Origin of the sequence: Hylemonella gracilis ATCC 19624, assembly GCF_000211835.1 — a bacterium.
In the GTDB taxonomy this organism is placed as follows: domain Bacteria; phylum Pseudomonadota; class Gammaproteobacteria; order Burkholderiales; family Burkholderiaceae_C; genus Hylemonella; species Hylemonella gracilis.
Map to the genome: position 1 here is coordinate 42,244 of NZ_AEGR01000029.1, position 26,990 is coordinate 69,233.

Consider the following 26,990-nt stretch of genomic DNA (forward strand, 5'->3'; position numbering starts at 1 on the left):
CCCAGCCGTGGTGAAAAGAGGGGGCAAGTATCATTGCCCGCCATGAATTCGACGACCACACCGCAAAGCGGCTTCAGCTACAGCCGCGCCACCTTCGAGAGCCTGGTGGACCAGGCCCTTGCCCATGCCAAGAAACTGGGCGCCAGCGCGGCCGGTGCCGAGGTTTCCGAAGGCTGTGGCCTGTCGGTCTCGGTGCGCCAGGGCGAGCTGGAGAACGTCGAGCGCAACCGCGACAAGTCCCTGGGTGTCACGGTGTACCTGGGGCAACGGCGCGGCAATGCCAGCACTTCTGATTTTTCCCTGGCCGCCATCGAACAAACGGTGCAAGCGGCCTATGACATCGCTCGCTTCACCGCGGAAGACCCGGCCGCTGGACTGCCCGATGGGGACGATGTGGTCGGGCTGGCGGAGGCAGGGCGTGACTTGGACTTGTTCCACCCCTGGGCCATCACCAGCGAGCAGGCCTCGGACATCGCGCGCGCCGCCGAAGCCGCGGCCTTCAAGACGGACAAACGCATCACCAACAGCGAAGGCGCCTCGGTCTCGGCCCAGCAATCCCACTTCTTCAGCGCCCATCGGGCCATGGACGGCAGCGCGCCGGACTTTCGCGGCGGGTACGCCAGTTCGCGCCACACGGTCTCGGTGTCGCCCATCGCTGGCCGGGGTGACGGCATGCAGCGCGATTACTGGTACAGCTCCCAGCGCCACCCGGATGAACTGGCCGCGCCCGAAGCCATTGGTCGCTATGCCGCCGAGCGCGCGCTCAGCCGCCTCAAGGCGCGCAAGATCAGCACCCGTGAAGTGCCGGTGTTGTTCGAGTCGCCGCTGGCCGCGGGCCTGCTGGGGGCCCTGGTGCAAGCCTTGTCGGGCGGCGCGCTCTACCGCAAGAGCAGTTTCCTGCTGGATTCGCTGGGCAAGCAGGTGCTGCCCGCGCACATTGACCTGCTGGAAGACCCGTTCGTGCCGCGCGGCAAGGGCAGTTCGCCTTTTGACGAGGAGGGCGTGCGCGTCAAGGCGCGCAAGGTGATCGAGGCCGGGCGGGTTCATGGGTATTTCCTGAGCAGCTATTCGGCCCGCAAGCTGGGCATGAAGACCACGGGCAACGCGGGTGGGTCGCACAACCTGGTCCTGAGTTCCCGTTTGACACAGCCCGGCGATGACCTGGACGCCATGCTGAGAAAACTGGGCACGGGACTGTTCGTCACGGAACTCATGGGCCAGGGCGTGAACTACGTCACGGGTGATTATTCGCGGGGGGCCAGCGGGTACTGGGTCGAGAACGGGCGCATCGTTCACCCCGTGGAGGAGATCACCATCGCTGGCAACATGAAAGACATGTTGCTCGGCATCGAAGCCCTGGGCGCCGACACGTACAACTACGGCGCCAAGACGGTGGGCTCCATCTTGCTTAATCGCCTGAAGGTCGCGGGGAGCTGAGATTGGAGGGCTGGGCGGGGGGCTTTGCTTTTGATGAGGGATTCCATGCGCATACCGACGCTTCTTTCATTCCGTCCCGTGGCAGCATTCGTGCGCGCCTTGCTGATCCTGAGCGTGTTCACGATCGCGGGCTGCGTGGTGGTCCCGCGCCAGACGACCTCGTTCAACGAAGACTGCCAGATTGTTCAGAGGCATCTCAAGCTGGGCGTTGCCTTGTTGACGGACAACCCGCCGATGAATTGCTCCAAAACGGATGAATGCACCGCCTTGTTGACCCTGTATGCGGGTCTCGCTGCCGGCACTGCGGTGGTTTCTGGCAGCATTGTCCTGGTAGGCAACACCGTCTATTGGCTGGAAGAGCAGGGCCGCTGTGATTGGCCCGTCGCTGAAAAACTGAAAAAACTGCCCCAGTCTTTGGGCGTTCCGACCACCTTGACCTGGCCTTTGGGGACGGCGCCTGAGATGCCTGTGTCGGCAGAGTCCGGGCAATGAAACCAAGACGGGCCTCCAGGACCTGATCCGTGTCAACGGCCACGAGCAGATCTGCTTTGGCGCCCTTTCCGGCAAAAAACCCCCGTTTGCTACAGGGTGAAACTGTGCGAAGATGGGCTGACGCATCGCGTGGTTGACCGCGCCGTCAGCGCATCTGAGGTGGCCGGCTGAAGATTCCGACCCGTCAGGTGCGTGCGACGCCGAGCGCCGCGCGCGCAAAAAAGCACTGATTTCCTGGTCAAGGGCAACGGCTGTGGGGCATTCGATGGCCTCCCGGTGGTGGGCACTTGACCCTCGGGCGAGGTGTAAGGGGGTGACATGCACAAGAAATCTGGGCCGTTGACCTGGTCCTTGACCGTTTTCGCGACGGGATGCATCGCCGCGGCTTTGACGTGGTTCATCCTGACTGCCGCGCAGGAAGCCGAAACAGCCTCTCGTTTCGACGCCCTGACGCGCACGGTGGTCGATCAGTTGAAGCAGCGGATGACGCTGTATCAGTATGGTCTGAGGGGGACGCGGGGCGCGGTGATTTCAGCGGGCGTGAACGAGGTCTCTCGCGGGGCGTTTTTCCGCTATAGCCAATCCCGCGACATCGCTCTGGAGTTCCCCGGCTCTCATGGATTCGGTTTCATACGCCGGGTGCCACGCGCGAATGAAGCTGCGTTCCTGCGCCTGGCGCGCAGCGAGCATGGCCCGGATTTTCAGATCAAGGAATTGGCGGCGCACTCAGACGACCGCCTGGTCATCCAATACATCGAACCCATGGCGCAGAACCGTGCCGCGCTGGGGTTGGACATCGGATCGGAGGGCCGTCGCCGCCTCGCCGCCGTTGAAGCCATGCGCGAGAACCGCGCGACGCTGTCTCAGCCTTTGACGCTGGTGCAGGCCGCGGGCAAGCTGGATCAGGGCTTCCTGTTTTTCCTGCCGGTGTATTCCGAGGACGTCCGTGCGAAAGCACCCCAAGATCGCCTGCGATTGGCCATCGGTCTGGCCTACACCCCCTTGGTCATCGGTGAGGTCGTTTTCCAAATGGACTTGCCCTGGCCTCAGTTGGCCGTGAATCTCTATGACGCGGAAGAACAGGGCGGGCCTCGGCGCTTCTTCTCCTCTTCCGCCCTGGATGCGCCAGCGGCCGAAGGCTTGACCCGGACCGTGCCCTTGGAGTTGTATGGGCGCCGGTGGCTGGTTGAAGTCAACGCGACCCCGGTATTCATCCAAGCGATGCAGCTCAACTCGCCTCGGTACGTGGTGGGACTCATGGTCGGCGCGTCGGCGCTCGTCGCCTTGCTCCTGTACGTCTCGCTCGTCAGCGCCCAGCGGCGCCGGCAGGCTCTGATCGAGGATGCGAGGCTGGCCGCGATCCTGGACGGCACGAGCGACGCCATCATTGGCAAGGATTTGCATGGGCGCGTGACGAGCTGGAACCGTGCCGCAGCCGAGATTTTTGGCTATGCCTCGTGGGAAGCAGTGGGCAAGACCTTGTCCGAGCTCATCGTTCCGGCGGACAGGCAGGCCGAGGAACTGTCCATCCTCGCGCGCATCGGACGCGGAGAAACCGTGGCGCCTATCGCCACCCAGCGCTTGCGGCGCAACGGAACCTTGATCGACGTGATGGTCACCGCTTCGCCGGTGCGCGATGCCGATGGGCAGGTGGTCGGTGCCGCCTCGACCCTCCACGACATGACCGACGAGTTGATTGCTCGCAAGAGCATGCTCGAACTCAATGCCTCCCTCGAGGAGCAGGTCAAGGAGAGAACCGCCCGGCTGGCCGCCAGTGAGCGCTTTTTGCATTCCCTGATCGATGCCTTGCCGGGACTGGTGTCCTACTGGGACACGGACATGCGGTGCCGCTATTCCAATCGAACCTACCAAAAATGGTTCGGCCGCTCCCCGGAGGAAATGAATGGCATCTCACGCCAGGAGCTGATGGGTGAGGAATTGTTCCGTTTGAACGAGCCCTATATTCAAGCCGCCCTTCGGGGCGAGCCTCAGGTCATGGAGCGCGCCGTGACCCTGCCCGATGGCAAGACGATCAACACCCTGGCCAACTTTCTTCCCGTTTTCGAGGAGGGCGTGGTGTGCGGTTACATCGTGGTGTCGACGGACGTCACCGTGCTCAAGCAGGCCGAGGAAGCGCTGGTCAAGGCCAAGCAGAAGGCCGAGGATGCCACCCAGGCCAAGAGCGATTTCCTGGCCAACATGAGTCATGAAATCCGCACGCCGATGAACGCGATCCTCGGCCTGTGTTATCTGCTCGAACAGCAATCGCTGTCTCCCACGTCCCGCGAAATGGTGCAGAAGATCCATGCAGCCGGGAAAACCTTGCTGACCATCATCAACGATGTGCTGGACTTCTCCAAGATCGAGGCGCAGCACATGGTGATCGAGCAGGTGCCGTTCCGTCTCTCCGACGTCTTGGACAACTTGGCCAGCATCATGTCCGCGTCCCTCGGGAGCAAGCCGCTGGAGCTCGTTGTGGGGCCGCCGCCGGACGGCGCGAACTATCTCATCGGTGACCGGCTGCGTCTGGGGCAGGTGCTGGTCAACCTCGCCAGCAACGCGATCAAGTTCACCGGGCAGGGGGAGGTGGAAGTGCGCGTGGACCGCCTGCCGGACACGGGCAATGGCCGTGTCATGCTCCGTTTCAGCGTGCGTGACACGGGGATCGGCATCGCTCCCGACAAGCAGGAAATGATCTTCCATGCTTTCAGCCAGGCCGACACCTCGACCACGCGGAGTTTTGGGGGTACCGGCTTGGGGCTGGCGATCAGCAGGCATCTGGTGGCGCTGATGGGAGGCCGCTTGCAGGTGCACAGCGCGCCAGGGCAAGGCAGCAACTTTCATTTCGAGTTGCCGTTTGAGCTCAGCAACCCGATGGACAGCGCCTTGCCAGACATGGCGCATTTGCGGGTCCTGATCGCGGATGACCATGAAGCGACGCGCAAGGTGCTGGTGGACATCGCGCACAGCCTCGGCTGGCACGCGGACGCCGTGGCCACGGGTGAAGAGGCCGTGTCACGCGCCACCGGCGCCTTGTCGGAACCGTATGACCTGCTCCTGCTGGATTGGCACATGCCTGGCATGGATGGCCTGGTCGCCGCGGTGCAAATCCGTGAGTTGAGCGAATGCGAGACGGCCCCCATCATCGTCATGGTCACCGCCTACGAGCGAGAGCGCCTCGCGCGGCAAGAAGGGGCGCGAGCCACCGATGCCATCATTTGCAAGCCCATCACCAGTTCAGGTTTGTACAACGCGGTGCTGGAGGCTCGGCGCCATCGGGGAGAGTTGGATGCGGAGATCGTGCGCGTGCGGTCATCACGACGGCTTCAGGAGATGCGCGTGCTGGTGGTGGACGACAGCGAGATCAACCGTGATGTCGCGCGCAACATCCTCGCCGGGGAAGGCGCCTTGGTGGCCACGGCGGAAGATGGACAAACGGCCTTGGCCATGCTCAGGGAGCAGCCCTATGCCTTCCACGTCGTGCTGATGGACATGCAGATGCCCGTGATGGACGGGTATGTCACGACCCGGATGATCCGCAGCATGGATGCCTTGGCCGCTTTGCCGGTCATCGCCCTCACCGCTGGCGCATTCTCGACGCAGCGGGCCTTGGCGCTGGAAGCCGGCGTTGACGACTTTGTCGCCAAGCCCTTTGAGGTGGACCAGCTCGTGCAAGCCATTCTGGATCTGGTGCGCCGCTCCAGCCATGCGCCGGAGGTGTCCGCACCGATCCAGCTCGTGACGCCGCCGCAGGCACCGCAGATCGATCACGCGGCGGCGGGCCCCACGGTCTTGAATGCTGAACGTGCGCTGCGGGTGTGGGGGGAACCGGCCAATCTGATCACCTACTTGCGCAAGTTCACCGCCAGCCATCGCGCGACGGCCGGGCGTCTGGCCGAGTTGCCGCCCGAGCCAGCGGCGGCCTTGGCCCATCAGGTGAAAGGGGCGGCGGCGCAGCTCGGCTTGGAGCAAGTCGCCGACCTGGCGGGACGCATGGAGCTTCTGCTGCGCGACGGGCAGGATGCCCAGGACGTCCTGATGGCGTTGCAAACCGCGATGGAGGAGGCGTTCCGGGCGATTGCGGCTTACAGTGCCGACTCCCTGACCAAGGAGGCAGCAACGAGCGCGGCCAACATGCAGCCCGCCGATGCCCTGCTGGGTGGGGGGAGCGCGGGATTGGCGCGGCTCAGCGTGGCCCTGCGTTCCGACGATCCTGAACAGGTCGAGCCCGTGCTGGACGCTCTGTCGTCGCAGATTCCAACGGCCTACCTTGGCGCGCTGCGAGCGGCGCTCGCGGCCTACGACTTTCGCGGTGCCGAGGGCCTGGTCCGCGAGCTGGCCGCGACTTTGAACACAGAAAAGGAAATCGAGCCATGAATGTCGGTCCCATTCTCGCCGTCGATGATGAGCCCTTGAACCTGGACGCACTGCGCCAGGTGCTCAGCCGTGATCACCGGCTGGTGTACGCCCGCAACGGCCAGGAAGCCTTGGCCGCTGCATTGGCGCACCACCCAGCCCTGATCTTGCTGGACATCCAGATGCCAGACATGGACGGGTACAGCACCTGCCTGGCCTTGAAGCGCAATCCGGCGACGGCCCACATCCCCGTGATCTTCGTCACCAGCATGGCCGATGTCTGGGACGAAGCCAAGGGGTTCGAGTGCGGCGCGGTCGACTACATCGTCAAGCCCATCACGCCCGCCACGACGCGGGCCCGGGTCAAAACCCATCTCTCACTGGTTCAGGCCAGTCAGCTGGAGCAGAGCTACCACGACGCAATCTCCATGCTCGGCAAGGCGGGGCATTACAACGACAACGACACCGGGGTGCACATTTGGCGCATGGCCTCGTACGCCCGTGAGCTCGCCCTCGCCATCGGTTGGAGCGCGGAAGCCTGCCGCGATCTTGAACTGGCGGCACCGATGCACGACACCGGGAAAATCGGCATTCCGGGTGAGATTCTGCGCAAGCCCGGCAAGCTGAACGGCGAAGAATGGGAAATCATGAAGACCCACACGCGCATCGGTTACGACATCCTGCGCATGAGCCATTCACCTGTCTTCGAGATGGCGGCGGAAGTCGCCTTGCGGCACCACGAGAAATGGGATGGCAGCGGCTATCCGGATGGCCTGTCGGGCGAGGGCATCCCGGAATCGGCCCGCATCGTCGCCATCGCCGACGTGTTCGACGCGCTGATGGTGCGCCGGCCCTACAAGGAGCCCTGGCCCGTCGAGCGCGTCGTGGCGTTCATGCGCGAGGGTTCGGGCACGCATTTCGATCCCCGCCTGATTGACAACTTCCTCGCGATCCTTCCGAAAATCATGAACCTGAAGGAGAACTGGGATGTCTTTGAAGTCACCCACGGGGCGACCGAGCCGGGCTGACGCCTCTTCTTTTGGCGAGGCGTCACCGCGCCGTGCACCGCCTCGGTGCGTTCTGACTGCGCGGACTCGGCATATTCCTGGCATGGTGCTTGCATGCCGAATGACACGGGAGCAGCCTCAGCGCTGCATCACCTCAATGGTTGGCTAGGGTTCCGGTTCGCATGCCATGCATGCGGATGTCTGGTCCGAGAGCTGGCGACCTCGGTTCGGGGTTACACGGCGGGACAAAAGCCCGGGAGAGAAGCAAGGCCACAGTGCCGTGCTGCTCCCGCGCCGTGCTCTTTTGTCCATTCAACGCCACCTCTTACCGGAGTGCCATCATGAATCTGCGTCGCCTGTTCGGTGTTTCCGTGCTCGCTCTCGCCGCCTTGCTGGGCCTGTCGGCCCATGCCGCGCCCAAGAAAACCTTCGATGTCTGCTGGACCATCTACGCGGGCTGGATGCCCTGGGACTACGCCCAGGCTTCGGGCATCGTGAGCAAGTGGGCCAAGAAATACGGCATCGAGATCAAAGTGACCCAGCTCAACGACTACGTCGAGTCCATCAACCAGTACACCGCGGGCAAGTTCGACGGCTGCACCATGACGAATATGGACGCGCTGACCATCCCCGCAGCGGGCGGCGTGGACAGCACGGCCCTGATCGTGGGCGACTACTCCAGCGGCAACGACGGCATCGTGCTCAAGGGCGCAGGCAAGACGGTCAAGGACCTCAAGGGTCTGGACGTGAACCTGGTGGAACTGTCCGTGTCCCATTACCTGCTGGCGCGCGCGCTGCAAAGCGCGGGCCTGTCCGAGAAGGACGTGAAGGTGGTCAACACCTCGGACGCCGACATCGTCGCCGCCTTCGCTACCTCGCAGGTCAAGGCGGCCGTGGCCTGGAACCCGCAGCTCTCCGAAATCAAGGCCGCGCCTGGCGCGTCCCTGGTGTTCGATTCGAGCAAGATCCCCGGCGAAATCCTGGACCTGATGGTGGTCAACACCCAGACGCTCAAGGACAACCCCGCCCTCGGCAAGGCCCTGACCGGTGCCTGGTACGAGGTGATGGCGCTGATGAAGGCCAAGAACGCGGCCGCGCTCACGCACATGGCCAAGGCTTCGGGCACGGACCTGCCGGGCTATGAAGCTCAACTCAAGACCACGGCCATGTACTACACGGCCGCTGACGCGAGCAAGTTCACCACCAGCGCCGATTTGCCCGCGATCATGAAGCGCGTCTCTCAGTTCTCCTTCGAGAAGGGCCTGCTGGGCGATGGCGCCAAGAGCGCGGACGCGATCGGCGTGGCATTCCCCGGCGGCAAGGTCAACGGCAACGCCAAGAACGTGAAGCTGCGCTTCGACGCGAGCTACATGCAACAGGCCGCCGAGGGCAAGCTCTGAGCTTCGGACGCACCCGGCCGTTGACCGCGGTCGGGCCAGCCCGCCGAACGACATGCCGGCGGATCCTCGCTGACGCCTGAAGGAAAGTCCCCATGCGATTCATCAACCGCCAACCTGGTCGGGGCGGGCGCTGGCTGCTCGCGCTGCTGCCGCTGATCCTGCTGGTGCTGGTCTACGGCATCGCCTCGTCGGCGCGCCTGGCCGACAACCCGGACGACAAACTGCTGCCCGGCTTGACACAGATGGCGGATGCCATGGGGCGCATGGCCTTCGAGGCCGACAAGCGCAGTGGGGACTACCTGCTGTGGAGCGACACCGCGGCCAGCCTGATCCGCCTGGGCCTGGGTCTGGGCATCGCGGCCCTGACGGGCCTGGTGTTCGGCGTGGCCGCGGGCGTGTTCCCCCTGCTGCGCGCGCCGCTGTCGCCCATGATGACCGTGGTCTCCATGGTGCCGCCGCTGGCCGTGCTGCCCATCCTCTTCATCGTCTTCGGCTTGGATGAGCTGTCCAAGGTCATGCTGATCGTGATCGGCGTCGCGCCCATCCTGGCGCGTGACCTGGAGCAGCGCGCGCGCGAAATCCCGCAGGAGCTGTTCGTCAAGGCCCAGACCTTGGGCGCCAACAGCTGGACGCTGGTCTTGCGCGTGGTGCTGCCGCAGCTGCTGTCACGCCTGCTGGTGTCGCTGCGGCTGATGCTGGGCTCGGCCTGGCTGTTCCTGATTTCCGCCGAAGCGATTTCCGCCACCGCCGGCCTGGGCTACCGCATCTTCCTGGTGCGTCGTTACCTGGCCATGGACGTGATCCTGCCTTACGTGGTCTGGATCACCTTGCTGGCCTGGTTGATGGATTGGGGCTTGCGCGGACTCAACCGCTGGCTCTTCCCTTGGTCGGAAGGAGGGCGCACATGAGTGCCTACCTGGACATCCGCAACGTCTGGCAGCGTTACGGCGAGCACGTGGTGCTCGAAGGCCTGAACCTCACCGTGGACGAAGGCGAGTTCTGCACTCTGGTGGGCGCCTCCGGCTGCGGCAAGTCCACCTTCCTGCGCCTGCTGCTGGGGCAGGAGCGCCCCAGCAAAGGGCAGTTGCTGCTGCAGGAACGGCCGCTGTGCGACGAGCCCGACGCCGACCGGGGCGTGGTCTTCCAGCGTTACTCGGTATTCCCGCACCTGACCGTGCTGGACAACGTGGCCCTGGGGCTGGAACTGCCGCGCGCGCGCCTGACCGGGCGCCTGTGGGGTGGTGCCAAGAAGGCGGCACGCGCGCAGGCCGCGCAGATGCTGGAGCGCGTGGGCCTGGGCCATGCGCTGCGCCAGTACCCGAGCCAGCTGTCGGGCGGCATGCAGCAGCGCCTGGCCATCGCGCAGGCGCTGATCGCACGCCCGCGCTTGCTGCTGCTGGACGAACCCTTCGGCGCGCTCGACCCCGGCATCCGCAAGGACATGCATGCGCTGCTGCTGGACCTGTGGCGCGAGACGGGTCTGACCGTCTTCATGGTCACGCACGATCTCAGCGAAGGCTTTCATCTGGGCACGCGACTGCTGGTCTTCGACAAGGTGCGCCACGACCCCCACGCGCCGCTGGCCTACGGCGCGCGCATCACCTACGACATCCGGCTCAACGCCGACCGCAAGTCGGCCCGCGAGGCGATTGCCGCCTTGCCGCCGCATCTGCTGAACGAACATCGCCAGGAGGCTGAATGAACTTGAACCTTGAACCGCGCGACGAGGCACCGGCCTTGCGCGCCGAACTCTACGAGGAGACGGTGCCCGGCGGCGGTCACCTGTCTTTCGTGCTCCAGCGCGGCCAGACGCTGCGCGTGACCGATCTGAGCGGCGGTGCCAACGTCAGCCTGATGCTGCTCAACGCCCACGAGCACAGCGAACGCCTGAACCTGCCGGACACGCTCAAGGGCCAGCACACCGCCAAGCTCACCGCGGGTCATTGCCTGTACTCGGACATGGGCCGCGTGCTGGCCGCCATCACCGCCGACAGCTGCGGCTGGCACGACAGCCTGGGCGGCGTGCTGGACGCGGCCGAGGTGCGCGAGAAGTACGGCAGCGGCCGTTACCAGGAACTGCGCAATGGATTCTTCCGCAATGGCGTGGACAACCTGCTGGTCGAGATGGGCAAGTGGAACCTGGACCTGCCCGACCTGCTGATGGTGCTCAACCTGTTCAGCAAGGTCACGGTCGATGCCGAGGGCGCTTTCCATTTCGTGCCCGACCACTCCCAGCCCGGCGACTACGTCGAGTTGTACGCGCCCATGGACACGCTGGTCGTGCTGACGGCCTTGCAACACCCGATGGACCCGAACCCGGAGTACGCACCCCGCCCCGTGCGGCTGAATTGGCGCACCGACAAGGGCGGAGACCCGGCCGCGGCCTGCCGCGCCTCGCGCCCCGAGAACGCGCGCGCCTTCCACAACACCGAACGGCTTTTTCTGTGAGGAGCCTCGCATGACACTCACCGCCAGCACCCTGCGGGCCGAGCAGGCCCATTTCCGCCACGTCATTCCGGCCGGCGAACCTTATTTGCTCGAGGTCAAAAAGGGCCAGACCCTGCGCATCCTCGACCTCGAAGGCAACCAGGCCGTGGACACCCTGTTCTACAGCGCGACCAACCCGCGCGAGCGCTATGACGCGCAGCGCACCCTGCGCCGCCAGAACAAGGTCTACCTGACCACGGGAACGGTGCTTTACTCCAACCGAGGCAATCCGCTGCTGACCATCGTGGCCGACACCTGCGGCCGCCACGACACCCTGGGCGGCGCCTGCGCGCAGGAGAGCAACAGCGTGCGTTACGCCCTGGGCAAGCGTTACATGCACAGCTGCCGCGACAACTTCCTCTGCGCCTGCCTGCACGACGGGCGCCTGGGCAAGCGCGACATCGGCGCGAACATCAATTTCTTCATGAACGTGCCGGTCACGCCCGAGGGCGGTCTGACCTTCGAGGACGGCATCTCCGCGCCGGGCAAGTACGTGGAGCTGCGCGCCGAGATGGATGTGATCACGCTGATCTCCAACTGCCCACAGCTCAACAACCCCTGCAACGGTTGGAACCCCACACCGGCCGAAGTGTTGGTCTGGAACTGAAGTCCAAGCCTAAGCCTGGCAATTGCCGACGTAGCAGAGTCACTGCTCCCGCCATGGACGGCCATGGCGCGGTCATACCCAGCGCGGGACGGCCCGCGAACCTTCGAGGGCTACTCGCATGTTCGATTCCCTGCTCATCGCCAACCGCGGCGCCATCGCCTGCCGCATCCTGCGCACGCTGCGCGCCTTGCAGGTGCGGGGCGTGGCCGTGTATTCCGAAGCCGACGCGGCCAGCCTGCACCTGCGCCAAGCCGACCAGGCCATCAGCCTGGGCGAGGGCCCGGCGGCGCAGACCTACCTGGTCGTTGAGAAGATCCTGGCCGCGGCCCGCGCCAGCGGCGCGCAAGCCATCCACCCCGGTTATGGCTTCCTGTCCGAGAACGCGGCCTTCGCCGAAGCCTGCGAGCAGGCGGGCATTGCGTTTGTCGGCCCCACGCCCGAGCAACTGCGGCTCTTCGGCCTCAAGCACACCGCACGCGCCATCGCGCGCCAGCAGGGCCTTCCTCTGCTCGAAGGCACGGAACTGCTGGACACGCTGGACGCGGCGCTGTCCGCCAGCCGCAAGGTGGGCTACCCCATCATGCTCAAGAGCACGGCGGGCGGCGGCGGCATCGGCATGCGGGTATGCCATTCCGCCTCTGAACTGCGCGAAGCCTACGAGGCCGTGCGCCGCTTGGGGCAGAACAATTTCAGCGACTCGGGTGTGTTCATCGAGCAGTACATCGAGCGCGCGCGCCACCTGGAGGTGCAGATTTTCGGCGACGGCCGAGGCGAGGTGATCGCGCTGGGCGTGCGCGATTGCTCGGTGCAGCGGCGCAACCAGAAGGTGTTGGAGGAAACCCCGGCGCCCAACTTGCCCGAGGGCATGGCGGAGGAGCTCTGCGCCGCCGCCATCCGGCTCGGCAAGGCGGTGAACTACCGCAGCGCGGGCACGGTGGAGTTCGTCTACGACGACCAGGCGCGGCGCTTTTACTTCCTCGAGGTCAACACGCGCTTGCAAGTCGAGCATGGCGTGACCGAGCAGGTCTGGGGCGTGGACCTGGTGCGCTGGATGATCGAACTCGCCGCCGGGGACCTGCCCCCCTTGCAGGAGCTGGTCCGCACGCTGAAGCCGCGTGGCCATGCCATCCAAGCGCGGCTGTACGCCGAAGACCCGGGGCGCAACTTCCAGCCTTCGCCGGGCTTGCTGACCCAGGTGGAATTTCCCGAGGCCGATGGCCGCGCCCTGCGCATCGACACCTGGGTCGAGGCGGGCTGCGAGATTCCGCCTTTCTTCGACCCGATGGTGGCCAAGTTCATCACCTGGACGCAGGGGACCGACGCGAAGGACGCCCGTGAGCGGGCGCGACTCGCCCTCGACCAAGCGCTGGCGCGCACGCAACTCTATGGCGTGGAGACCAACCGCGGCTACCTGCGCCAGATCCTCGCCGACGCACCCTTCGCCACCGGCCATCCCTGGACGCGTTGCCTCGAACAACTGGTCTACCGCGCTGACACGGTCGAGGTGATCGCGGGCGGCACCCAGACCACGGTGCAGGATTGGCCGGGCCGGGTGGGCTACTGGGCCGTGGGCGTGCCGCCCTCGGGGCCCATGGACGACCGAGCGCTGCGCCTGGGCAACCGCTTGCTGGGCAATGCCGAGTCCGCGGCGGCGCTCGAAATCACCATGAACGGGCCCACGCTGCGCTTCCATGCCGCGGCCGTGGTGGTCGTCACGGGCGCGACGCTGAGCATCACGCTGAATGGCGAGGCCCGTCCGATGGACACGGTGTTCGCGATTCCTGCCGGCGCCACGCTGCGCCTGGGCGGCATGGCCGGGGAGGGCGCGCGCAGCTACCTCTGTCTGCGCGGCGGCCTGGACCTGCCGCATTACCTGGGCAGCCAGAGCACCTTCACCCTGGGCCAGTTCGGCGGTCACGTCGGCCGGGCCTTGCGGGCCGGGGACGTGCTGCATCTGCATCCCATGCAAGAGCCCAGCGTCGGCGCGGCGCTGCCGCCGGAGCTGCGGACCTCGCTGCCCGGCGTGCGCACGCTGCGCGTGATCTACGGCCCGCACGGCGCGCCCGAGTACTTCCTGCCCGCCTACATCGACACCTTCTTCGCCACCGAGTGGGAAGTGCACTTCAACTCCAGCCGCACTGGCGTGCGCCTGATCGGCCCCAAGCCCGAATGGGCGCGCGACAGCGGCGGCGAGGCGGGCTTGCACCCGTCCAACATCCACGACAACCCCTACGCGGTCGGCGCGGTGGACTTCACGGGTGACATGCCGGTGATCCTGGGGCCCGATGGTCCCAGCCTGGGCGGTTTCGTCTGCCCGGTCACGGTGATCGAGGCCGACCTGTGGCAACTCGGCCAGCTCAAGGCCGGCGACAAGCTGCGCTTCGTGCCGGTGGACCTGTCCACGGCGCGCGCGCTGGCCCAGGCGCGGCGCGAGGAGGTGCGGTCACTGCAGCCCTCCGCTTTGGGATGGCAGACCGCGCCCGTCGACCCGCTGAAGGCATCGCCCATCGTGCTCGACCTCGGGCAGGGCGCGCAGCGCCTCGTGGCCAGGCTGTCGGGCGATACGCACCTGTTGCTCGAAGTCGGCCCGCCGGAGCTGGACCTGGTGCTGCGCTTCCGGGTCCACGCCTTGATGCAGACGCTGGAAGCCCGCCGCGCGGCGGGCAGCCTGCCGGGTGTGATCGACCTCACGCCGGGCATCCGCTCCTTGCAAGTCCACTACGACCCCACCCAACTGCCCCTGGCGCAACTGCTCCAGGATCTCACGGGCTTGTGGGATGGCGTCTGCGCCGCGCGGGACTTGAAGGTGCCTTCGCGCATCGTGCACCTGCCCCTGTCCTGGGACGACCCGGCCTGCCAGCTGGCCATCGAGAAGTACATGACCACGGTGCGCAAGGACGCACCCTGGTGCCCAAGCAATCTGGAGTTCATCCGCCGCATCAATGACCTGGGCGGCCTCGACGAGGTACAGCGCATCGTCTTCGACGCCAGCTACCTGGTGCTGGGCCTGGGCGATGTGTACCTGGGCGCGCCCGTGGCCACGCCGCTGGACCCGCGCCACCGCCTTGTGACTACCAAGTACAACCCGGCGCGCACCTGGACGGCCGAGAACTCGGTGGGCATCGGCGGGGCCTACCTCTGCGTCTACGGCATGGAAGGCCCAGGCGGTTACCAGTTCGTGGGCCGCACCCTGCAGATGTGGAACCGCTACCGCTACATGCACGAGGACATGGCGGCTTTCGGTGGTCAGCCCTGGCTGTTGCGCTTCTTCGACCAGATCCGCTTCGAGCCGGTCAGCGCCGAGGAGCTGTTGCGTATCCGGCGCGACTTTCCGCTGGGCCGTTACCCGCTGCGCATCGAGCAGACCGAACTGGCCCTGGCCGACTACCAAGCCTTGCTCGAACGCGAAGCCAAAGGCATCGCCGCTTTCCGTGCGCACCAGCAGGCCGCGTTCAACGCGGAGCGTGAACGCTGGATCGCCACCGGACAGGCGCACTTCGAGAGCACGGAAGCGGCCGTGGAGGCGGCGGACGAGGCGCCGCTGTCTGCCGGTCAGGTGGGCGTGGAAAGCTTCATCGCGGGCAACCTCTGGCAGCTGCAAGTCAGCGTGGGCCAGGCCGTGCAAGCCGGCCAGGTGCTGGCCGTGCTGGAGTCCATGAAGATGGAAATCGCCCTGCAGGCGCCCTGCAAGGGCGTGGTGCGTGAGCTGCGCGTGCAGCCGGGCGCGCCCGTGCGCGCGGGGCAATACGTGGTGGTGCTGGAGGAGGGGTGAGCGTGGCTTGCACAGCTGGCCGACCTCGCCCACTCTCAGTGGAACTTTGTTGACAGACGCCGCATGGCGTGGACAGATGCGCTTCCAGGTCAATCGCGAATCGTTGAAGTTCCGGCTCAATGCCGTCGCCGAGGTTTCCCACTTCGTTGCGAAGCCGCGACCAGCTCCTTGTCGGACAGCACATAGTCCGGGCTGTCCAGCAAACGGGTGATCGCCAGATCCAGAAAGGCTCGCACGCGCTTGGGTTGCGCGGCGCGACTGCCGTAGTAGATGTGCAGCCCCATGTGATGGCTGATGTGGGGCAGCAGCAAGGGCACCAGCCGCCCGGCGCGGATGTGGGCCGCGACCAGAAAGTTGGCCAGCTGACCCATCACCTGACCGCACAGCACGGCCTCCAGTTCAAGCTCCGCGTCATTGGTCGAAAAAGCCGGTGACATGTGCCGGTGCTCGATGTCGCCATGGACAGTGAGGTACCAAGGGAACACCTTGCCCGTGGCCGGAAGCCGATAGACGCTGCAGCGATGGGCCGCCAAATCGTCCAAGGTGGCCGGAACGCCATGCGTGGCCAAGTAGGAGGGCGCTGCGCAGACGATCAGTTGCATGGGGAACAGCTGGCGGCTGATGACGCCTTCCTCCGCCGTCGCACCAATGCGAAAACCCACGTCCACGCGACTGCTCACCCAATTGCCGATGCCGTCGTCCAACTGAACGTCGGGCTGGATGCCTGGGTACAGCCGACAGAACTCGTCCAGTAGTGGCATCAGCAGGGCTGCGAAGCACGATTTGGGGCCAACGATGCGCAGCGGCCCGGCGATTTCGTCTTTGGCATCGCGGGCCAAGGCCAGTGCGCGGTCCAGCGCCGCCAGCGCGGGCTGCGTGTTCTCCAGAAAGTGCTGTCCCTCTTCCGTCAGCGCCAGGCTGCGCGTGGTGCGGTGCAGCAGGCGCACGCCCAGATGCTGCTCCAGCTGCGCGATGGCCTGACTGGCAGCCTGTGGCGTCACGCCATGCGCCAGCGCGGCTCGCCGGATGCTGCCCAACTCGACCGCCTTGGCGAAGGTGGCGATGGCCTTGAATTCATTGATCGGCATCCGCCGATTATCAATTTTCTCTTGTCACTGATGCAAGTCGAAATGGACTAGTTGCTTGCAACCCAAGTCCCTACAGTTTGGGCTCAAGCCGACAGCCTCTTGGAACTTTTGGGGCTTTTCGAGCAAGGCCGCCGCGCAACTGACAACGCAACCCCGCCGTCTGAACACGGCCCATTCGGAGAAATCGCGATGAACAAGCAACGTGAAACGGACACCGCAATCGCCCAGCATGACGCGCCCGACTCAGCGCGCCGAGACTTGTTGAAAATGGCCGGGAGCGGCATTGCCGCCTTGAGTGTGGGTGCGGCCGCGATGGGGCAAGCCCATGCGCAGTCCAAGATGCAACTCGGCACCACATGGGACAAGACGTTTCCCAAGAGCGCCAAGGTCGATCACAAGAAGGTCACCTTCAAGAACCGCTATGGCATCACCTTGGCAGCCGATCTGTACCAGCCCCAGGGCACGGGCGGCAAGCTGGCGGCGATCGCCGTCGGCGGTCCGTTTGGCGCGGTCAAGGAACAATCGTCGGGGCTCTATGCACAAACGATGGCGGAACGCGGCTTCATCACGCTGGCGTTCGACCCCTCCTATACCGGAGAAAGCGGCGGTGAGCCGCGCAATGTCGCCTCACCGGACATCAACACCGAGGACTTCAGCGCCGCCGTGGATTTTCTCGGCTTGTTGCCCAACGTGGACCGCGAGCGCATTGGCATCATCGGCATCTGCGGCTGGGGCGGCATGGCCTTGAATGCCGTTGCCGTGGACAAGCGCGTCAAGGCCGTCGTGGCCAGCACCATGTATGACATGACACGCGTCATGTCCAAGGGCTACAACGACAGTGTGACCCTCGAACAGCGAACGCAATTGCTGGAACAGTTGAGTCGGCAGCGCTGGAAGGATGCGGAAAAGGGAAGTCCTGCCTATCAACCGCCCTACAACAAGCTGCAGGGTGGCGAAGCACGGTTCTTGGTGGATTACCACGACTATTACGCGACGCCGCGTGGCTACCATCCGCGCGCGGTCAACTCCCTCAATGCGTGGACGCAAACGACACCCCTGTCGTTCATGAACATGCCGATACTGAGCTACATCAAGGAAATCTCTCCGCGGCCGGTCTTGTTCATCCACGGCGAAAAGGCCCATTCGCGCTACTTCAGCGAAACCGCCTATGCGGCGGCGGCCGAGCCCAAGGAGCTCATGATCATTCCGGGGGCTAGCCACGTTGATCTCTACGACCGTGTGAACGTGATCCCGTTCGACAAGCTGACTTCTTTTTTCAAGCAGCACCTGGCATAGGCATGATGGCCCCGGAGTCGGGGCGCGGTGCACATCACATCCAACCGGTTTTTCAGTGCTCGTTCATGTGGAAAGGCAATCCCATGCCCAACAGAACCTTTGGAACGACGAGCGGCTGGAGGGTCTTGAGATCGCGGGCCATCTACAGGCTGGGGCTGTCACTGCTTTTCACGGCACTGTGTGGTGGCCATTCAGCCCAGGCCATCGGTTCTGGGTCGTCGGCAGTGGCTCCCGAGTCCGCTCAGGCACTCAGAAAATCGGAGGAGCGACGCATGTGGATGACCGTTGGAGACAAGCACCGCTTTTCCATCACTCTCGCCGACACCGATGCCGCGCGCGCGTTTGCCGCGCTGGAGCGGCAACAGGCCTCCACGGCGGGGCGCTGACAAAAATTTCAGCCAGGCACTACTGGAGGAAGGAAAAAGAGGAAAAAAGATGGAACACAAACGTTGTGGCTCACAAGCTTCAGTGCAGGGACCAGCCGCCTGGTTCACAGGCCGGGTACGCATCGATCCCATACACCTTCAGGCGCAGGAGCCGTCACGCGTGACAGCGGGTCTTGTGACCTTCGAACCTGGCGCGCGCACGAACTGGCATACGCATCCGCTTGGACAGTTGCTGATCGTCACCTCAGGCAAGGGGTGGACCCAATGCGAACACGGTGAACGCGTGGAGGTGAACGCTGGCGACAGCATTTGGTGTCCGCCAGGCCATAAGCATTGGCATGGCGCGACCGACGCCACGGCCATGAGCCACATTGCCATCACCGAAATGCTGGGAGGTAAGGCCGTGGATTGGCTGGAGCCAGTCAGCGAAGCTCAGTACCTGGCTATTTGAAGTTGAGCGATGAAATGGCCGCGCAGTTGTCGTTCAGATAAAAGGTTCATTGACCGAACAGAAAGAAGCAGAAGATGATCAAGAACAACGTGATTGTGATTACCGGTGCATCCGCGGGAATTGGCGAAGCCACTGCCAAACTGCTTGCCCGCAAGGGCGCCAAAGTGGTCCTGGGCGCGCGACGCGAGGACAAGTTGAAACGCATCGCGGATGAAATCAGGCAAAGTGGTGGAGACGCCGTTTATCAAGTCCTGGACGTGACCCGGCGGGAGGACAACGACAACATCGTCAAATTGGCAAAAGACACCTTTGGCAAGGTGGACAGCATCTTCCTCAACGCGGGACTCATGCCCAGTTCCCCGCTATCGGCCATGAAGACGGACGAATGGCACCAGATGGTGGATGTGAATATCAAGGGTGTCCTCAACGGTGTTGCCGCGGTGTTGCCGACCTTCGTGAAGCAAAAGTCCGGCCATGTGATCGCCGTTTCTTCCGTGGCTGGTCTGAAAGCTTATCCAGCGGGTGCCGTTTACGGTGGAACCAAATGGTTCGTGCGCGACTTCATGGAAGTTCTGCGCATGGAGTCGGCGTTGGAAGGCACCAACATCCGTACCGCGACCCTGTATCCGGCGGCGATCAACACCGAGTTGTTGAGCACGATCACCGACACAGCGGCCAAGACACAGATGGAGGGTCTGTACGCGACCTACGGCATCCCGCCGGAACGTATCGCCGATGTGGTGGCCTTTGCAATGGACATGCCGCAGGACACCACGGTCAATGAATTCACCGTGGGCCCGGCCAAACAGCCCTGGTAATGGATCATCTGAGGAAAATGTTGATGAAGGTCCGGTTTCTCACGACGTCGATGGGGGCGAATGCCGCATGGCCGTTGCTTTGGGTGACCATGCTGTGCTTCGTCCCGACAGCCCGCGCACAGGAGAACCTCGTGAAGATTCGAATTGCTCTGGAGTCCTCAACGGTGATGGCAACGCTGGACGATAACCCGACGGCACGGGACTTCGCTGCTCTGCTTCCGCTGACTTTGCAGCTTGAAGACTACGCATCCACGGAGAAGATCAGCGATTTGCCGAAAAGGCTGACACGGGATGGTGCACCCAGTGCGTCCACGGGTAACGTGGGCGACATTTCGCTCTATGCCCCCTGGGGAAATCTCGCCATCTTTTATCGACAAGGTCCCCACGCGCCAGGACTCATACGGATAGGGCGGATCACATCTGGAATTGAGGTGCTGAGCCATCCAGGGTCCATGCGTGCAACGATTTCTCGGGTCGACTGACTGCCGAGATCGAATGCATGACCTTCATGAAATCTGAACGAATCAGAGCGATTTTCAATGTTCGCTTTATGGTGTCTTGAGCAACACAGCACATCCAGGAGAGAACCCCAACATGACAACCATCACCATCAACGGAAAAGCGCGGTCGGTCAGTTCCGCGGCGGAAACCCCATTGCTATGGGTCTTGCGAGACGAACTCGGGATGACGGGAACCAAGTTCGGCTGCGGCATGGCGTTGTGCGGTGCCTGCACCGTGCATCTGGACGGTGCACCCACACGGTCCTGCGTCCTGCCGATTTCGGCCCTCAGCGGGATTGCAGTCACGACGATCGAGTCTCTCGCGGCGGACCGGGTGGGCAGGACGGTGCAGCAAGCCTGGGTCGAACTGGATGTGGCGCAATGCGGCTACTGTCAAGGCGGTCAGATCATGTCTGCGGTGGGTCTGCTGAAAACGACGTCCAAGCCCAGTGAGCAGCAGATCGACGACGCCATGAACGGCAATCTGTGTCGCTGCGGCACCTACCCGCGCATCCGCGCTGCCATCAAGCTGGCAGCCAACCGTCTGGCAACAGGAGCAAAACCGTGATGACGCAGGCAGCAACAATTTCTCGCCGCACTTTCCTTCAGGGCAGCGTGGGCGCATTGACGCTGGCAGTTACCGCGACCGGCGAAGTCTGGGCGCAATCGGCTCGTAAGTACGGCGCGGACACCATGCCCGGTGGCACGGTGGACGACCCCTTGGTTTTTGTCTCGATCGCCCAGGATGGGACCGTGACCATCGTGGCCCATCGCGTTGAAATGGGGACTGGGATTCGCACCAGCTTGCCCATGGTCGTCGCCGACGAAATGGAGGCGCGCTGGGATCAGGTGAAAGTCGTGCAGGCGGAAGCCAACGAGGCGCGCTATGGCAGCCAAAACGTGGATGGCTCTCGCAGCATGCGCCATTTCCTGATGCCGATGCGTCGCGTCGGCGCCGCAGCCCGTCAGATGTTGGAGGTCACGGCCGCCGCGCGTTGGTCGGTTCCGGTGTCCCAGGTGCGAGCGGTCCAGCACCAGGTCATACACCAGCCCAGCGGTCGTCGCCTGGGGTACGGCGAGCTGGCCGCGGATGCCGCGAAGCTGACCGTACCCAAAGGTGAAGCACTGAAGCTGAAGTCGCAGAAGGAGTTTCGCTATATCGGCAAAGGCAAGATCCACATCGCCGACGCTGAAGCCATCACCCAGGGCCGAGCCACTTACGGCATGGACACCTGGATGCCCAATATGGTGTTTGCCGTGGTTGCACGTGCTCCCGTACTCGGTGCCAAGGTGCGGACCGTCCGGAGCGAAAAGGCGCTGGCCGTGCCAGGCGTGCTCAAGCTTGTCGAGATTCCCGCTTTTGCGGGGGCGCCAGCTTTCCAGCCCTTGGGTGGTGTGGCCGTGGTTGCGCGCAATACCTGGGCAGCCATTCAGGGACGAGCCGCACTGGAAATTGAATGGGACGAAGGGCCGAATCGCAGCTACGACTCGGTGGCTTATCGCAACACGCTGGAAGCCGCGGTCAGCGCGCCAGGCAAGCCGCTGCGCGATCAAGGAAATGTGCAGGCTACTTGGGCCACCGCCCCCGCCGCCAAAAAATTCGATGCACTTTATTACCTGCCTCATCTTGCCCATGCCAGCATGGAACCACCCGTCGCCACGGCGTTGGTGAAGGGCGATCGCTGCGAAATTTGGGCTTCGGTTCAAGCTCCACAAGGTGCATTAGAGCTGGCCGCTGCCGTTTTGGGCTACACGCCAGAGCAAGTCAAGCTCAACCCGTTGTTGCTGGGGGGTGGGTTTGGCCGCAAGTCGAAGCCGGACTACGTGGCCGAGGCTGCTCACGTAGCCAAGACCATGCCCGGTACGCCGGTCAAGTTGGTCTGGACGCGCGAGGACGATATTCATCACGACTACCTGCACACTGTTTCAGCCGAACGCCTCCAGGCCGTGTTGAATGACCATGGGCTGCCGGACTCCTGGCTACATCGCACCGCCGCGCCCACGATCGCATCCTTATTTGTACAGGGTGCCAAAGAACAACAACCCTTCGAAGTGGGGATGTCCGCCATCAACATCCCTTTCGATATTCGCGACGTGCGAATTGAAGTTGCGGAGGTGGAGGCGCGCACGCGCATCGGCTGGTTCCGCTCGGTGTCGAACATTCCGCATGCCTTCGCCGTGCAAAGCTTCATTGCCGAGCTGGCGCATCGCGCGGGCAAAGACCACAAGCAATATGCGCTTGAGCTGTTGGGGCCGTCTCGCAAGATCAACCCGGGTGAATTGTCGGATCAGACCAACTACTCAGAGTCCCCGACGCTCTATCCGGTGGATACGGCACGTTATCGTGGTGTGATCGAGGCGGCCACCCGCGGCGCCGGATGGGGGCGCAAGCTGCCACCAGGTCATGGCCTGGGACTGGCGTTTGCCTACAGCTTCCTTTCCTATACGGCGACGGTGGTTGAGGTTGCCATAGATGCACAGGGCAATGTGCAGATCGTGGCCGTTGACATGGCCATGGACTGCGGTCCGCAGATCAACCCTGAGCGTGTTCGTTCGCAAATGGAGGGTGGTGCCATCATGGGATTGAGCTTGGCACTGACGGGTGAGATCAGCTTCGAGAACGGTCGGGTCAAGCAGAGCAATTTCCACGATTACGAAGTGCTGCGTCATGCCGCTTCGCCGCGGGTGATTCGCACGCATCTCGTGAACAACGATTTTTCCCTTCCGCCTGGCGGCGTGGGAGAGCCGCCCGTTCCGCCCGTTGCCCCTGCGCTGTGCAATGCCATTTTTGCCGCCACTGGAAAGCGCATACGCGCGCTTCCGATCCGAACCGTGGCTTGATCCCTCGCCATGCTGGCAGGCCAGGGTTTTCGGATTGAACCTCCGCAGGGACCTGCACCGGCCTCGCGCTGACTGGCTGGAGCCGAGGCTGTCCTGCGAGGCGCGGCTTTGATGTGCCCTGCGAATTGCGTTCTCGACGAGCTCTCTTTCGGTCGCTGTTCTCAGTTCAGGTGATCGGCGCCGGATTGAACAGCACGAGCGAGTTATGCAGCTTCCACTGCTCGGCCCAGGTCTTCTTGCCGCTGGCCACGTCGAGCAGCAGGCGGAACAGTTCCCAGCCCGCTTCTTCGATGGTGAGTTCGCCGTCGGCCACGCGGCCCGCGTTGACGTCCATCAAGTCGTGCCAGCGTTTGGCGAGTTCGGTGCGCGTGGCCACCTTGACCACCGGGCATTCGGCCAGGCCATAAGGTGTGCCACGGCCGGTGGTGAAGACGTGCAGGTTCATGCCCGCCGCGAGCTGCAGCGTGCCGCAGATGAAGTCGGAGGCAGGGGTGGCCGCGTAGACCAGACCACGTTGCTCACGACTCAGCTTGTTGCCGGGCGAGAGCACGTGCGCGATGGGGGCCGTGCCGCTCTTGATGATGGAGCCCATGGCCTTCTCGACGATGTTGGAGAGGCCACCGGCCTTGTTGCCGGGCGTGGTGTTGGCCGCGCGGTCCACGCGACCGCGCTCCAGGTACTGGTCGTACCAGCCCAGTTCGCGCACGATTTCCTCGGCCACGGCGGGCGTGGCGGCGCGGCTGGTGAGCTGCTCCACCGCATCGCGCACCTCGGTGTTCTCGCTGAACATGATGGTGGCGCCCGCGCGCACCAGCAGGTCGGCCATGTAACCCACGGCGGGGTTGGCGGTGACACCGCTGAAGGCATCGCTGCCGCCGCACTGCACGCCCACCACCAGCTCGCTGGCCGGCACGGTTTCGCGCCGCCGCGCATTCAGGCGTTCCAGATGCCTCTTGGCCGTGACCATGATGTCGTCGATCATGCTCATGAAGCCGATGTGCGCGCTGTCTTGCAGGCAGACCACGTCGAGCTTGTCGTCGTTCTGTTCACTGGCCGAGCTGCCGGACTCACCGGGTTGGCGGATCGGGATGTTGCGAAAACTGCCGGGCGGCAGCAGGCGGTCCGGCTGCAGTTTCTCGCAGCCCAGGCTGACCACCATGACCTCACCGCCGAAGTTGGGGTTGAGGCTGATGTTGCGCAGCGTGCGGATCGGGATCGGCGCTTCCGGCGCGTCGATGGCGACACCGCAGCCGTAGGTGTGTTCCAGGCCGACAACGCCGTCGACATTCGGGTACTTCGGCAGCAGCTCCTTGCGGATGCGTTCCACCGCCACGTCCACCACCCCGGCCACGCACTGCACCGTGGTCGTGATGGCCAGCAGGTTGCGCGTGCCTACCGAGCCGTCCGGGTTGCGATAGCCCTCGAAGGTGTAGCCCGTCAAAGGCTCGGGCGTGGGGCGTTTGACGGTGGCCATCGGCAGGCCCTGCAACTCGCGCGCGGCCGGCATGTCCAGCAGGCGCTCATGCACCCAGCTGCCGGCCGGGATGTCGGCCTTGGCGTAGCCGATGGGCACGCCGTAGCGCAGCACGGCCGCGCCTTGGGGGATGTCGACCAGCGCGACTTTGTGCGCCTGCGGCACTTTCTCGCGCAGCGTGAGGTCACCATGCGGGGCGCCCAGCGCGGTGCCCGCGGGCAGGCCCCCTTCGTTGGCGACGATGGCCACGTTGTCGGTGGCCTGCATGCGGATGATGATGGCGTGCATGGATTTCTGCGAGAAGGAGGGGTCAGGGGCGATCAACGATCTCGATCCAGTTGGGCCCCTTGCCCACGGGGACGCGTTGGGCTTGGCTCAAGCGGCCGTTGTCTGGGTCGATGCGGTACAGCGTCACGGAATGCGAGAGCTGGCCGGCTGCCATCAGCCACTGGCCGGAGCTGTCGATCTGAAAACCGCGCGGTTGCTGCTCGGTCGCCTGGTGTCCGACCAGGGTCAGTGCGCCGCTGCCTGCGTCAACCCGCCAGATCGCCAGGGTGCTGGAGGTGCGTTCACTGGTGTAGAGGAAGCGACCATCCGGGGTCAGATGCAAATCGGCTGCCCAGGGCTTGCCCGTGAAACCAGCCGGGAGTGTGGACCAATGTTGCTTGCGGCTCAATTGGCCTTTGGCGGCGTCAACCTCGAGCAGCTCGACGCTGGCGTCCAGCTCGCCGAGCAAATAGGCGTGTCGACCGTTCGGATGAAACACCAAGTGGCGTGGGCCGCTGCCAGGGCGCGCGGCCATGGCCGGCGGATCGTTGGGCGTGAGCTGGCCGGTGGCGGCGTCAAAGCGCCACTGCAGCACCTGGTCGGTGCCCAGGCTGGTGATGTACACGTTGCGGTTGGCCGCATCTGGAATGGCGGCGTGCGCGTTCTTGCCATTGGGCACGATCTGCACGGCGGCGGCAGGCTTGCCAGCGGCATCGATGGGCGAGACGCTGGCGCGATGGCCGCCGTAGGATGCGGCGAAAAGCCAGCGCCCGCTGCGGTCCGTCGCGATGTTGGCCATGCTGTCGGGCAGCGCGGCACTGCCGAGCGGGCTCAGCTGTCCCGTGGTTGCATCGATCGTGAAGGCGGCGGCCGTGTAGGGCTCAGAGCGCAGGGCGACGTAGAGCTTCTTCTGGTCTGGGCTCAAGGCCAGCGGCATGGCGGTCCCGCCGACAGACACGGTTTGCAATGAACGCAGCGTGCCCTCACGCTTGTTCAACTCAAGCACGCTGATCTCGCGGCTGTCGGCGTTGCTGACATAAGCCGTGGCGGTGGTGGAAGTGGCGCAACCTTGCAGCATCAGGCAAACCGCCGCGGCGGCTCCGCAGAAGAGTTTAGGGAAGGACATGGAACAAGACTCCAGGTGGTCATCGTTGCAATCGTTTCAGAGAATTCAGCTCGGCGATTGGGAGGCCGTGCTCGGCCCTCCAAATCGCTCAGTCCGCCTTGATGCCCGCCGCCTTGATCACCTGGGCCCACTTCGCAACTTCCGCTTTCTGGTAGTCGGCAAGCTGGGCCGGCGTCATGGTGGACGAGACCATGCCAAAGCTCTTCAGGCGCGCCTGAATGTCCGGCGTGGCGATGATCTTCATGATTTCAGCGTGCAGTCGATCCACGATGGGTTTGGGCGTGCCGGCCGGCGCGAACACGGCTTGCCAGGAGCCCATGTCGAAGCCCTTCTGACCGGCTTCTGAAATGGTCGGCACATTGGGCAGCGAATCCAGTCGCTTGGAGCTGGTGACGGCGATGGGACGCAGCTTGCCGGACTCGATGTGCGGTCCCACGATCAGCGTGGTGTCGAACATCATGTCCACTTGACCTCCGATCACGTCCTGCACGGCTGGGCCGCTGCCCTTGTAGGGCACGTGGGTGAACTTCACGCCGGACTGGAATGCCAGCAGCTCCAGCGCCATGTGCATGGAGGTGCCCGTGCCCGCTGAGGCTGCCGACAGGCCGCCTGAGCGGGCCTTGCTGGCGGCCATCACGTCGGCCAGTGTCTTGTAGGGGCTGGATGAGGGAACCACCAACACCAGCGGCCCAGAGCCGAGCATGGCCACGGGCGTGAAAGACTTGATGGGGTCGTAGTCGATCTTGGCGTACATGCTCACATTGATGGCGTGCGAGCTGATGGTGCCGCCCAGGATGGTGTAGCCATCCGCAGGCGCTCGGGCCGCGATCGCGGAGCCCACGCTGCCGCCCGCGCCGCCCTTGTTGTCGATGATCACCGGCGTGCCCAAGGCCGTGCTCAAGGCTGGGGCAATCAGGCGAGCCAGCGTGTCGGTATTGCCACCAGGTGCGAAAGGCACCATGTAGGTGATGGCCTTGCCCGTGGGCCAGCTGCCCTGCGCGGCGGCGGGCAAGGCAGCGAACAAGCTGGCGCAGGCGCCACTCAGTAGCAGGGTGCTGGCAGCCAGAGAACGGCGGATCAGGTTGCGGCGTTGCATGATTGTCTCCTTGTCGACGTGGTTGAAAGCATGGGGTCCGGGCGTATCACGACCGCTTCGGGTGACGGTCTTGGGTGGCACGCTGAGTG

The 26,990-nt window shown here is 64.3% G+C and carries 20 protein-coding genes and 1 riboswitch; of the genes, 16 read left to right on the forward strand and 4 right to left on the reverse strand.

Going from position 1 to position 26,990, the window contains the following annotated elements:
- The first annotated feature begins 42 nt into the window (after nucleotides 1-42).
- The 10 genes from pmbA to uca all read left to right on the forward strand — a co-directional run bounded on the left by pmbA (nucleotide 43) and on the right by uca (nucleotide 15,558).
- Nucleotides 43-1,437, forward strand: coding sequence for a metalloprotease PmbA (gene pmbA / locus HGR_RS02235; RefSeq protein ID WP_006296439.1), 1,395 nt, complete (start codon nucleotides 43-45; stop codon nucleotides 1,435-1,437).
- Nucleotides 1,438-1,482: 45 nt separating this feature from the next.
- Nucleotides 1,483-1,929: a hypothetical protein gene (locus tag HGR_RS02240; protein ID WP_138922365.1), complete on the forward strand. Its 447-nt coding sequence runs from the start codon at nucleotides 1,483-1,485 to the stop codon at nucleotides 1,927-1,929.
- Nucleotides 1,930-2,247: 318 nt separating this feature from the next.
- On the forward strand, nucleotides 2,248-6,306 hold the full coding sequence (locus HGR_RS02245) for a response regulator (protein WP_081463416.1): 4,059 nt from the start codon (nucleotides 2,248-2,250) through the stop codon (nucleotides 6,304-6,306).
- The gene (locus tag HGR_RS02250) at nucleotides 6,303-7,313 is read left to right on the forward strand and encodes a response regulator (RefSeq protein ID WP_006296442.1); all 1,011 of its coding nucleotides are present in this window, start codon (nucleotides 6,303-6,305) and stop codon (nucleotides 7,311-7,313) included. The genes HGR_RS02245 and HGR_RS02250 overlap by 4 nt, the downstream gene beginning before the upstream one ends.
- A gap of 133 nt (nucleotides 7,314-7,446) precedes the next feature.
- A riboswitch (guanidine-I (ykkC/yxkD leader) is annotated at nucleotides 7,447-7,554 on the forward strand.
- 76 nt (nucleotides 7,555-7,630) lie between these two features.
- The gene (locus tag HGR_RS02255) at nucleotides 7,631-8,692 is read left to right on the forward strand and encodes a putative urea ABC transporter substrate-binding protein (RefSeq protein WP_406564750.1); all 1,062 of its coding nucleotides are present in this window, start codon (nucleotides 7,631-7,633) and stop codon (nucleotides 8,690-8,692) included.
- Nucleotides 8,693-8,784: 92 nt separating this feature from the next.
- Entirely contained in the window at nucleotides 8,785-9,600 is an 816-nt protein-coding gene (locus tag HGR_RS02260) for an ABC transporter permease (RefSeq protein ID WP_006296444.1), read from the forward strand.
- Nucleotides 9,597-10,394 carry an ABC transporter ATP-binding protein gene (locus HGR_RS02265; RefSeq protein WP_006296445.1) on the forward strand — a complete coding sequence of 266 codons (798 nt, stop codon included), beginning with the start codon at nucleotides 9,597-9,599 and terminating at the stop codon, nucleotides 10,392-10,394. Before HGR_RS02260 ends, HGR_RS02265 begins: the two co-directional genes overlap by 4 nt.
- Nucleotides 10,391-11,140 (forward strand): urea amidolyase associated protein UAAP1, encoded by a 750-nt coding sequence (locus HGR_RS02270; RefSeq protein ID WP_006296446.1) that lies wholly within the window; start codon nucleotides 10,391-10,393, stop codon nucleotides 11,138-11,140. The genes HGR_RS02265 and HGR_RS02270 overlap by 4 nt, the downstream gene beginning before the upstream one ends.
- 10 nt (nucleotides 11,141-11,150) lie before the next feature.
- The gene (locus tag HGR_RS02275) at nucleotides 11,151-11,786 is read left to right on the forward strand and encodes an urea amidolyase associated protein UAAP2 (RefSeq protein ID WP_006296447.1); all 636 of its coding nucleotides are present in this window, start codon (nucleotides 11,151-11,153) and stop codon (nucleotides 11,784-11,786) included.
- A gap of 118 nt (nucleotides 11,787-11,904) precedes the next feature.
- Nucleotides 11,905-15,558 carry an urea carboxylase gene (gene uca, locus HGR_RS02280; RefSeq protein ID WP_006296448.1) on the forward strand — a complete coding sequence of 1,218 codons (3,654 nt, stop codon included), beginning with the start codon at nucleotides 11,905-11,907 and terminating at the stop codon, nucleotides 15,556-15,558.
- Nucleotides 15,559-15,674: 116 nt separating this feature from the next.
- On the opposite strand, the gene HGR_RS02285 is transcribed toward uca, so the two are convergent.
- Nucleotides 15,675-16,646, reverse strand: coding sequence for a LysR family transcriptional regulator (locus HGR_RS02285; RefSeq protein WP_006296449.1), 972 nt, complete (start codon nucleotides 16,644-16,646; stop codon nucleotides 15,675-15,677).
- 189 nt (nucleotides 16,647-16,835) lie between these two features.
- Here HGR_RS02285 and HGR_RS02290 point away from each other — a divergent pair, with 189 nt between their 5' ends.
- The 6 genes from HGR_RS02290 to HGR_RS02320 all read left to right on the forward strand — a co-directional run bounded on the left by HGR_RS02290 (nucleotide 16,836) and on the right by HGR_RS02320 (nucleotide 22,938).
- A complete protein-coding gene (locus HGR_RS02290) occupies nucleotides 16,836-17,942 on the forward strand; it encodes an alpha/beta hydrolase (RefSeq protein ID WP_006296450.1) in 1,107 nt (368 codons plus the stop codon).
- 435 nt (nucleotides 17,943-18,377) lie between these two features.
- Nucleotides 18,378-18,779: a (R)-mandelonitrile lyase gene (locus HGR_RS02300; protein WP_039852073.1), complete on the forward strand. Its 402-nt coding sequence runs from the start codon at nucleotides 18,378-18,380 to the stop codon at nucleotides 18,777-18,779.
- 74 nt (nucleotides 18,780-18,853) lie between these two features.
- Nucleotides 18,854-19,597: an SDR family oxidoreductase gene (locus HGR_RS02305; protein WP_006296453.1), complete on the forward strand. Its 744-nt coding sequence runs from the start codon at nucleotides 18,854-18,856 to the stop codon at nucleotides 19,595-19,597.
- A 17-nt stretch (nucleotides 19,598-19,614) separates the two neighbouring features.
- Complete coding sequence (locus HGR_RS02310; RefSeq protein ID WP_237701358.1) at nucleotides 19,615-20,079, forward strand: cyclophilin-like fold protein; 465 nt, start codon at nucleotides 19,615-19,617, stop codon at nucleotides 20,077-20,079.
- A gap of 112 nt (nucleotides 20,080-20,191) precedes the next feature.
- Complete coding sequence (locus HGR_RS02315) at nucleotides 20,192-20,665, forward strand: (2Fe-2S)-binding protein (protein ID WP_006296455.1); 474 nt, start codon at nucleotides 20,192-20,194, stop codon at nucleotides 20,663-20,665.
- Entirely contained in the window at nucleotides 20,665-22,938 is a 2,274-nt protein-coding gene (locus HGR_RS02320; protein ID WP_006296456.1) for a xanthine dehydrogenase family protein molybdopterin-binding subunit, read from the forward strand. Before HGR_RS02315 ends, HGR_RS02320 begins: the two co-directional genes overlap by 1 nt.
- 166 nt (nucleotides 22,939-23,104) lie before the next feature.
- Here HGR_RS02320 and garD read toward each other — a convergent pair whose 3' ends face one another.
- The 3 genes from garD to HGR_RS02335 all read right to left on the reverse strand — a co-directional run bounded on the left by garD (nucleotide 23,105) and on the right by HGR_RS02335 (nucleotide 26,901).
- Nucleotides 23,105-24,700, reverse strand: coding sequence for a galactarate dehydratase (gene garD / locus HGR_RS02325; protein WP_039852121.1), 1,596 nt, complete (start codon nucleotides 24,698-24,700; stop codon nucleotides 23,105-23,107).
- Nucleotides 24,701-24,722: 22 nt separating this feature from the next.
- On the reverse strand, nucleotides 24,723-25,805 hold the full coding sequence (locus HGR_RS02330; protein ID WP_006296458.1) for a lactonase family protein: 1,083 nt from the start codon (nucleotides 25,803-25,805) through the stop codon (nucleotides 24,723-24,725).
- An 88-nt stretch (nucleotides 25,806-25,893) separates the two neighbouring features.
- The gene (locus tag HGR_RS02335; RefSeq protein WP_006296459.1) at nucleotides 25,894-26,901 is read right to left on the reverse strand and encodes a Bug family tripartite tricarboxylate transporter substrate binding protein; all 1,008 of its coding nucleotides are present in this window, start codon (nucleotides 26,899-26,901) and stop codon (nucleotides 25,894-25,896) included.
- Nucleotides 26,902-26,990: the final 89 nt, after the last annotated feature.

Excerpts from the sequence above, each read along its gene's own strand:
- HGR_RS02330 (WP_006296458.1), bottom strand. The coding sequence starts at position 25,805 with ATGTCCTTCCCTAAACTCTTCTGCGGAGCCGCCGCGGCGGTTTGCCTG.
- uca (WP_006296448.1), top strand. The coding sequence starts at position 11,905 with ATGTTCGATTCCCTGCTCATCGCCAACCGCGGCGCCATCGCCTGCCGC.
- HGR_RS02265 (WP_006296445.1), top strand. The coding sequence starts at position 9,597 with ATGAGTGCCTACCTGGACATCCGCAACGTCTGGCAGCGTTACGGCGAG.
- pmbA (WP_006296439.1), top strand. The coding sequence starts at position 43 with ATGAATTCGACGACCACACCGCAAAGCGGCTTCAGCTACAGCCGCGCC.
- HGR_RS02260 (WP_006296444.1), top strand. The coding sequence starts at position 8,785 with ATGCGATTCATCAACCGCCAACCTGGTCGGGGCGGGCGCTGGCTGCTC.
- garD (WP_039852121.1), bottom strand. The coding sequence starts at position 24,700 with ATGCACGCCATCATCATCCGCATGCAGGCCACCGACAACGTGGCCATC.
- HGR_RS02310 (WP_237701358.1), top strand. The coding sequence starts at position 19,615 with ATGTTGATGAAGGTCCGGTTTCTCACGACGTCGATGGGGGCGAATGCC.
- HGR_RS02275 (WP_006296447.1), top strand. The coding sequence starts at position 11,151 with ATGACACTCACCGCCAGCACCCTGCGGGCCGAGCAGGCCCATTTCCGC.
- HGR_RS02305 (WP_006296453.1), top strand. The coding sequence starts at position 18,854 with ATGATCAAGAACAACGTGATTGTGATTACCGGTGCATCCGCGGGAATT.
- HGR_RS02300 (WP_039852073.1), top strand. The coding sequence starts at position 18,378 with ATGGAACACAAACGTTGTGGCTCACAAGCTTCAGTGCAGGGACCAGCC.
- HGR_RS02270 (WP_006296446.1), top strand. The coding sequence starts at position 10,391 with ATGAACTTGAACCTTGAACCGCGCGACGAGGCACCGGCCTTGCGCGCC.
- HGR_RS02245 (WP_081463416.1), top strand. The coding sequence starts at position 2,248 with ATGCACAAGAAATCTGGGCCGTTGACCTGGTCCTTGACCGTTTTCGCG.
- HGR_RS02285 (WP_006296449.1), bottom strand. The coding sequence starts at position 16,646 with ATGCCGATCAATGAATTCAAGGCCATCGCCACCTTCGCCAAGGCGGTC.
- HGR_RS02240 (WP_138922365.1), top strand. The coding sequence starts at position 1,483 with ATGCGCATACCGACGCTTCTTTCATTCCGTCCCGTGGCAGCATTCGTG.
- HGR_RS02335 (WP_006296459.1), bottom strand. The coding sequence starts at position 26,901 with ATGCAACGCCGCAACCTGATCCGCCGTTCTCTGGCTGCCAGCACCCTG.
- HGR_RS02250 (WP_006296442.1), top strand. The coding sequence starts at position 6,303 with ATGAATGTCGGTCCCATTCTCGCCGTCGATGATGAGCCCTTGAACCTG.
- HGR_RS02315 (WP_006296455.1), top strand. The coding sequence starts at position 20,192 with ATGACAACCATCACCATCAACGGAAAAGCGCGGTCGGTCAGTTCCGCG.
- HGR_RS02290 (WP_006296450.1), top strand. The coding sequence starts at position 16,836 with ATGAACAAGCAACGTGAAACGGACACCGCAATCGCCCAGCATGACGCG.
- HGR_RS02320 (WP_006296456.1), top strand. The coding sequence starts at position 20,665 with ATGACGCAGGCAGCAACAATTTCTCGCCGCACTTTCCTTCAGGGCAGC.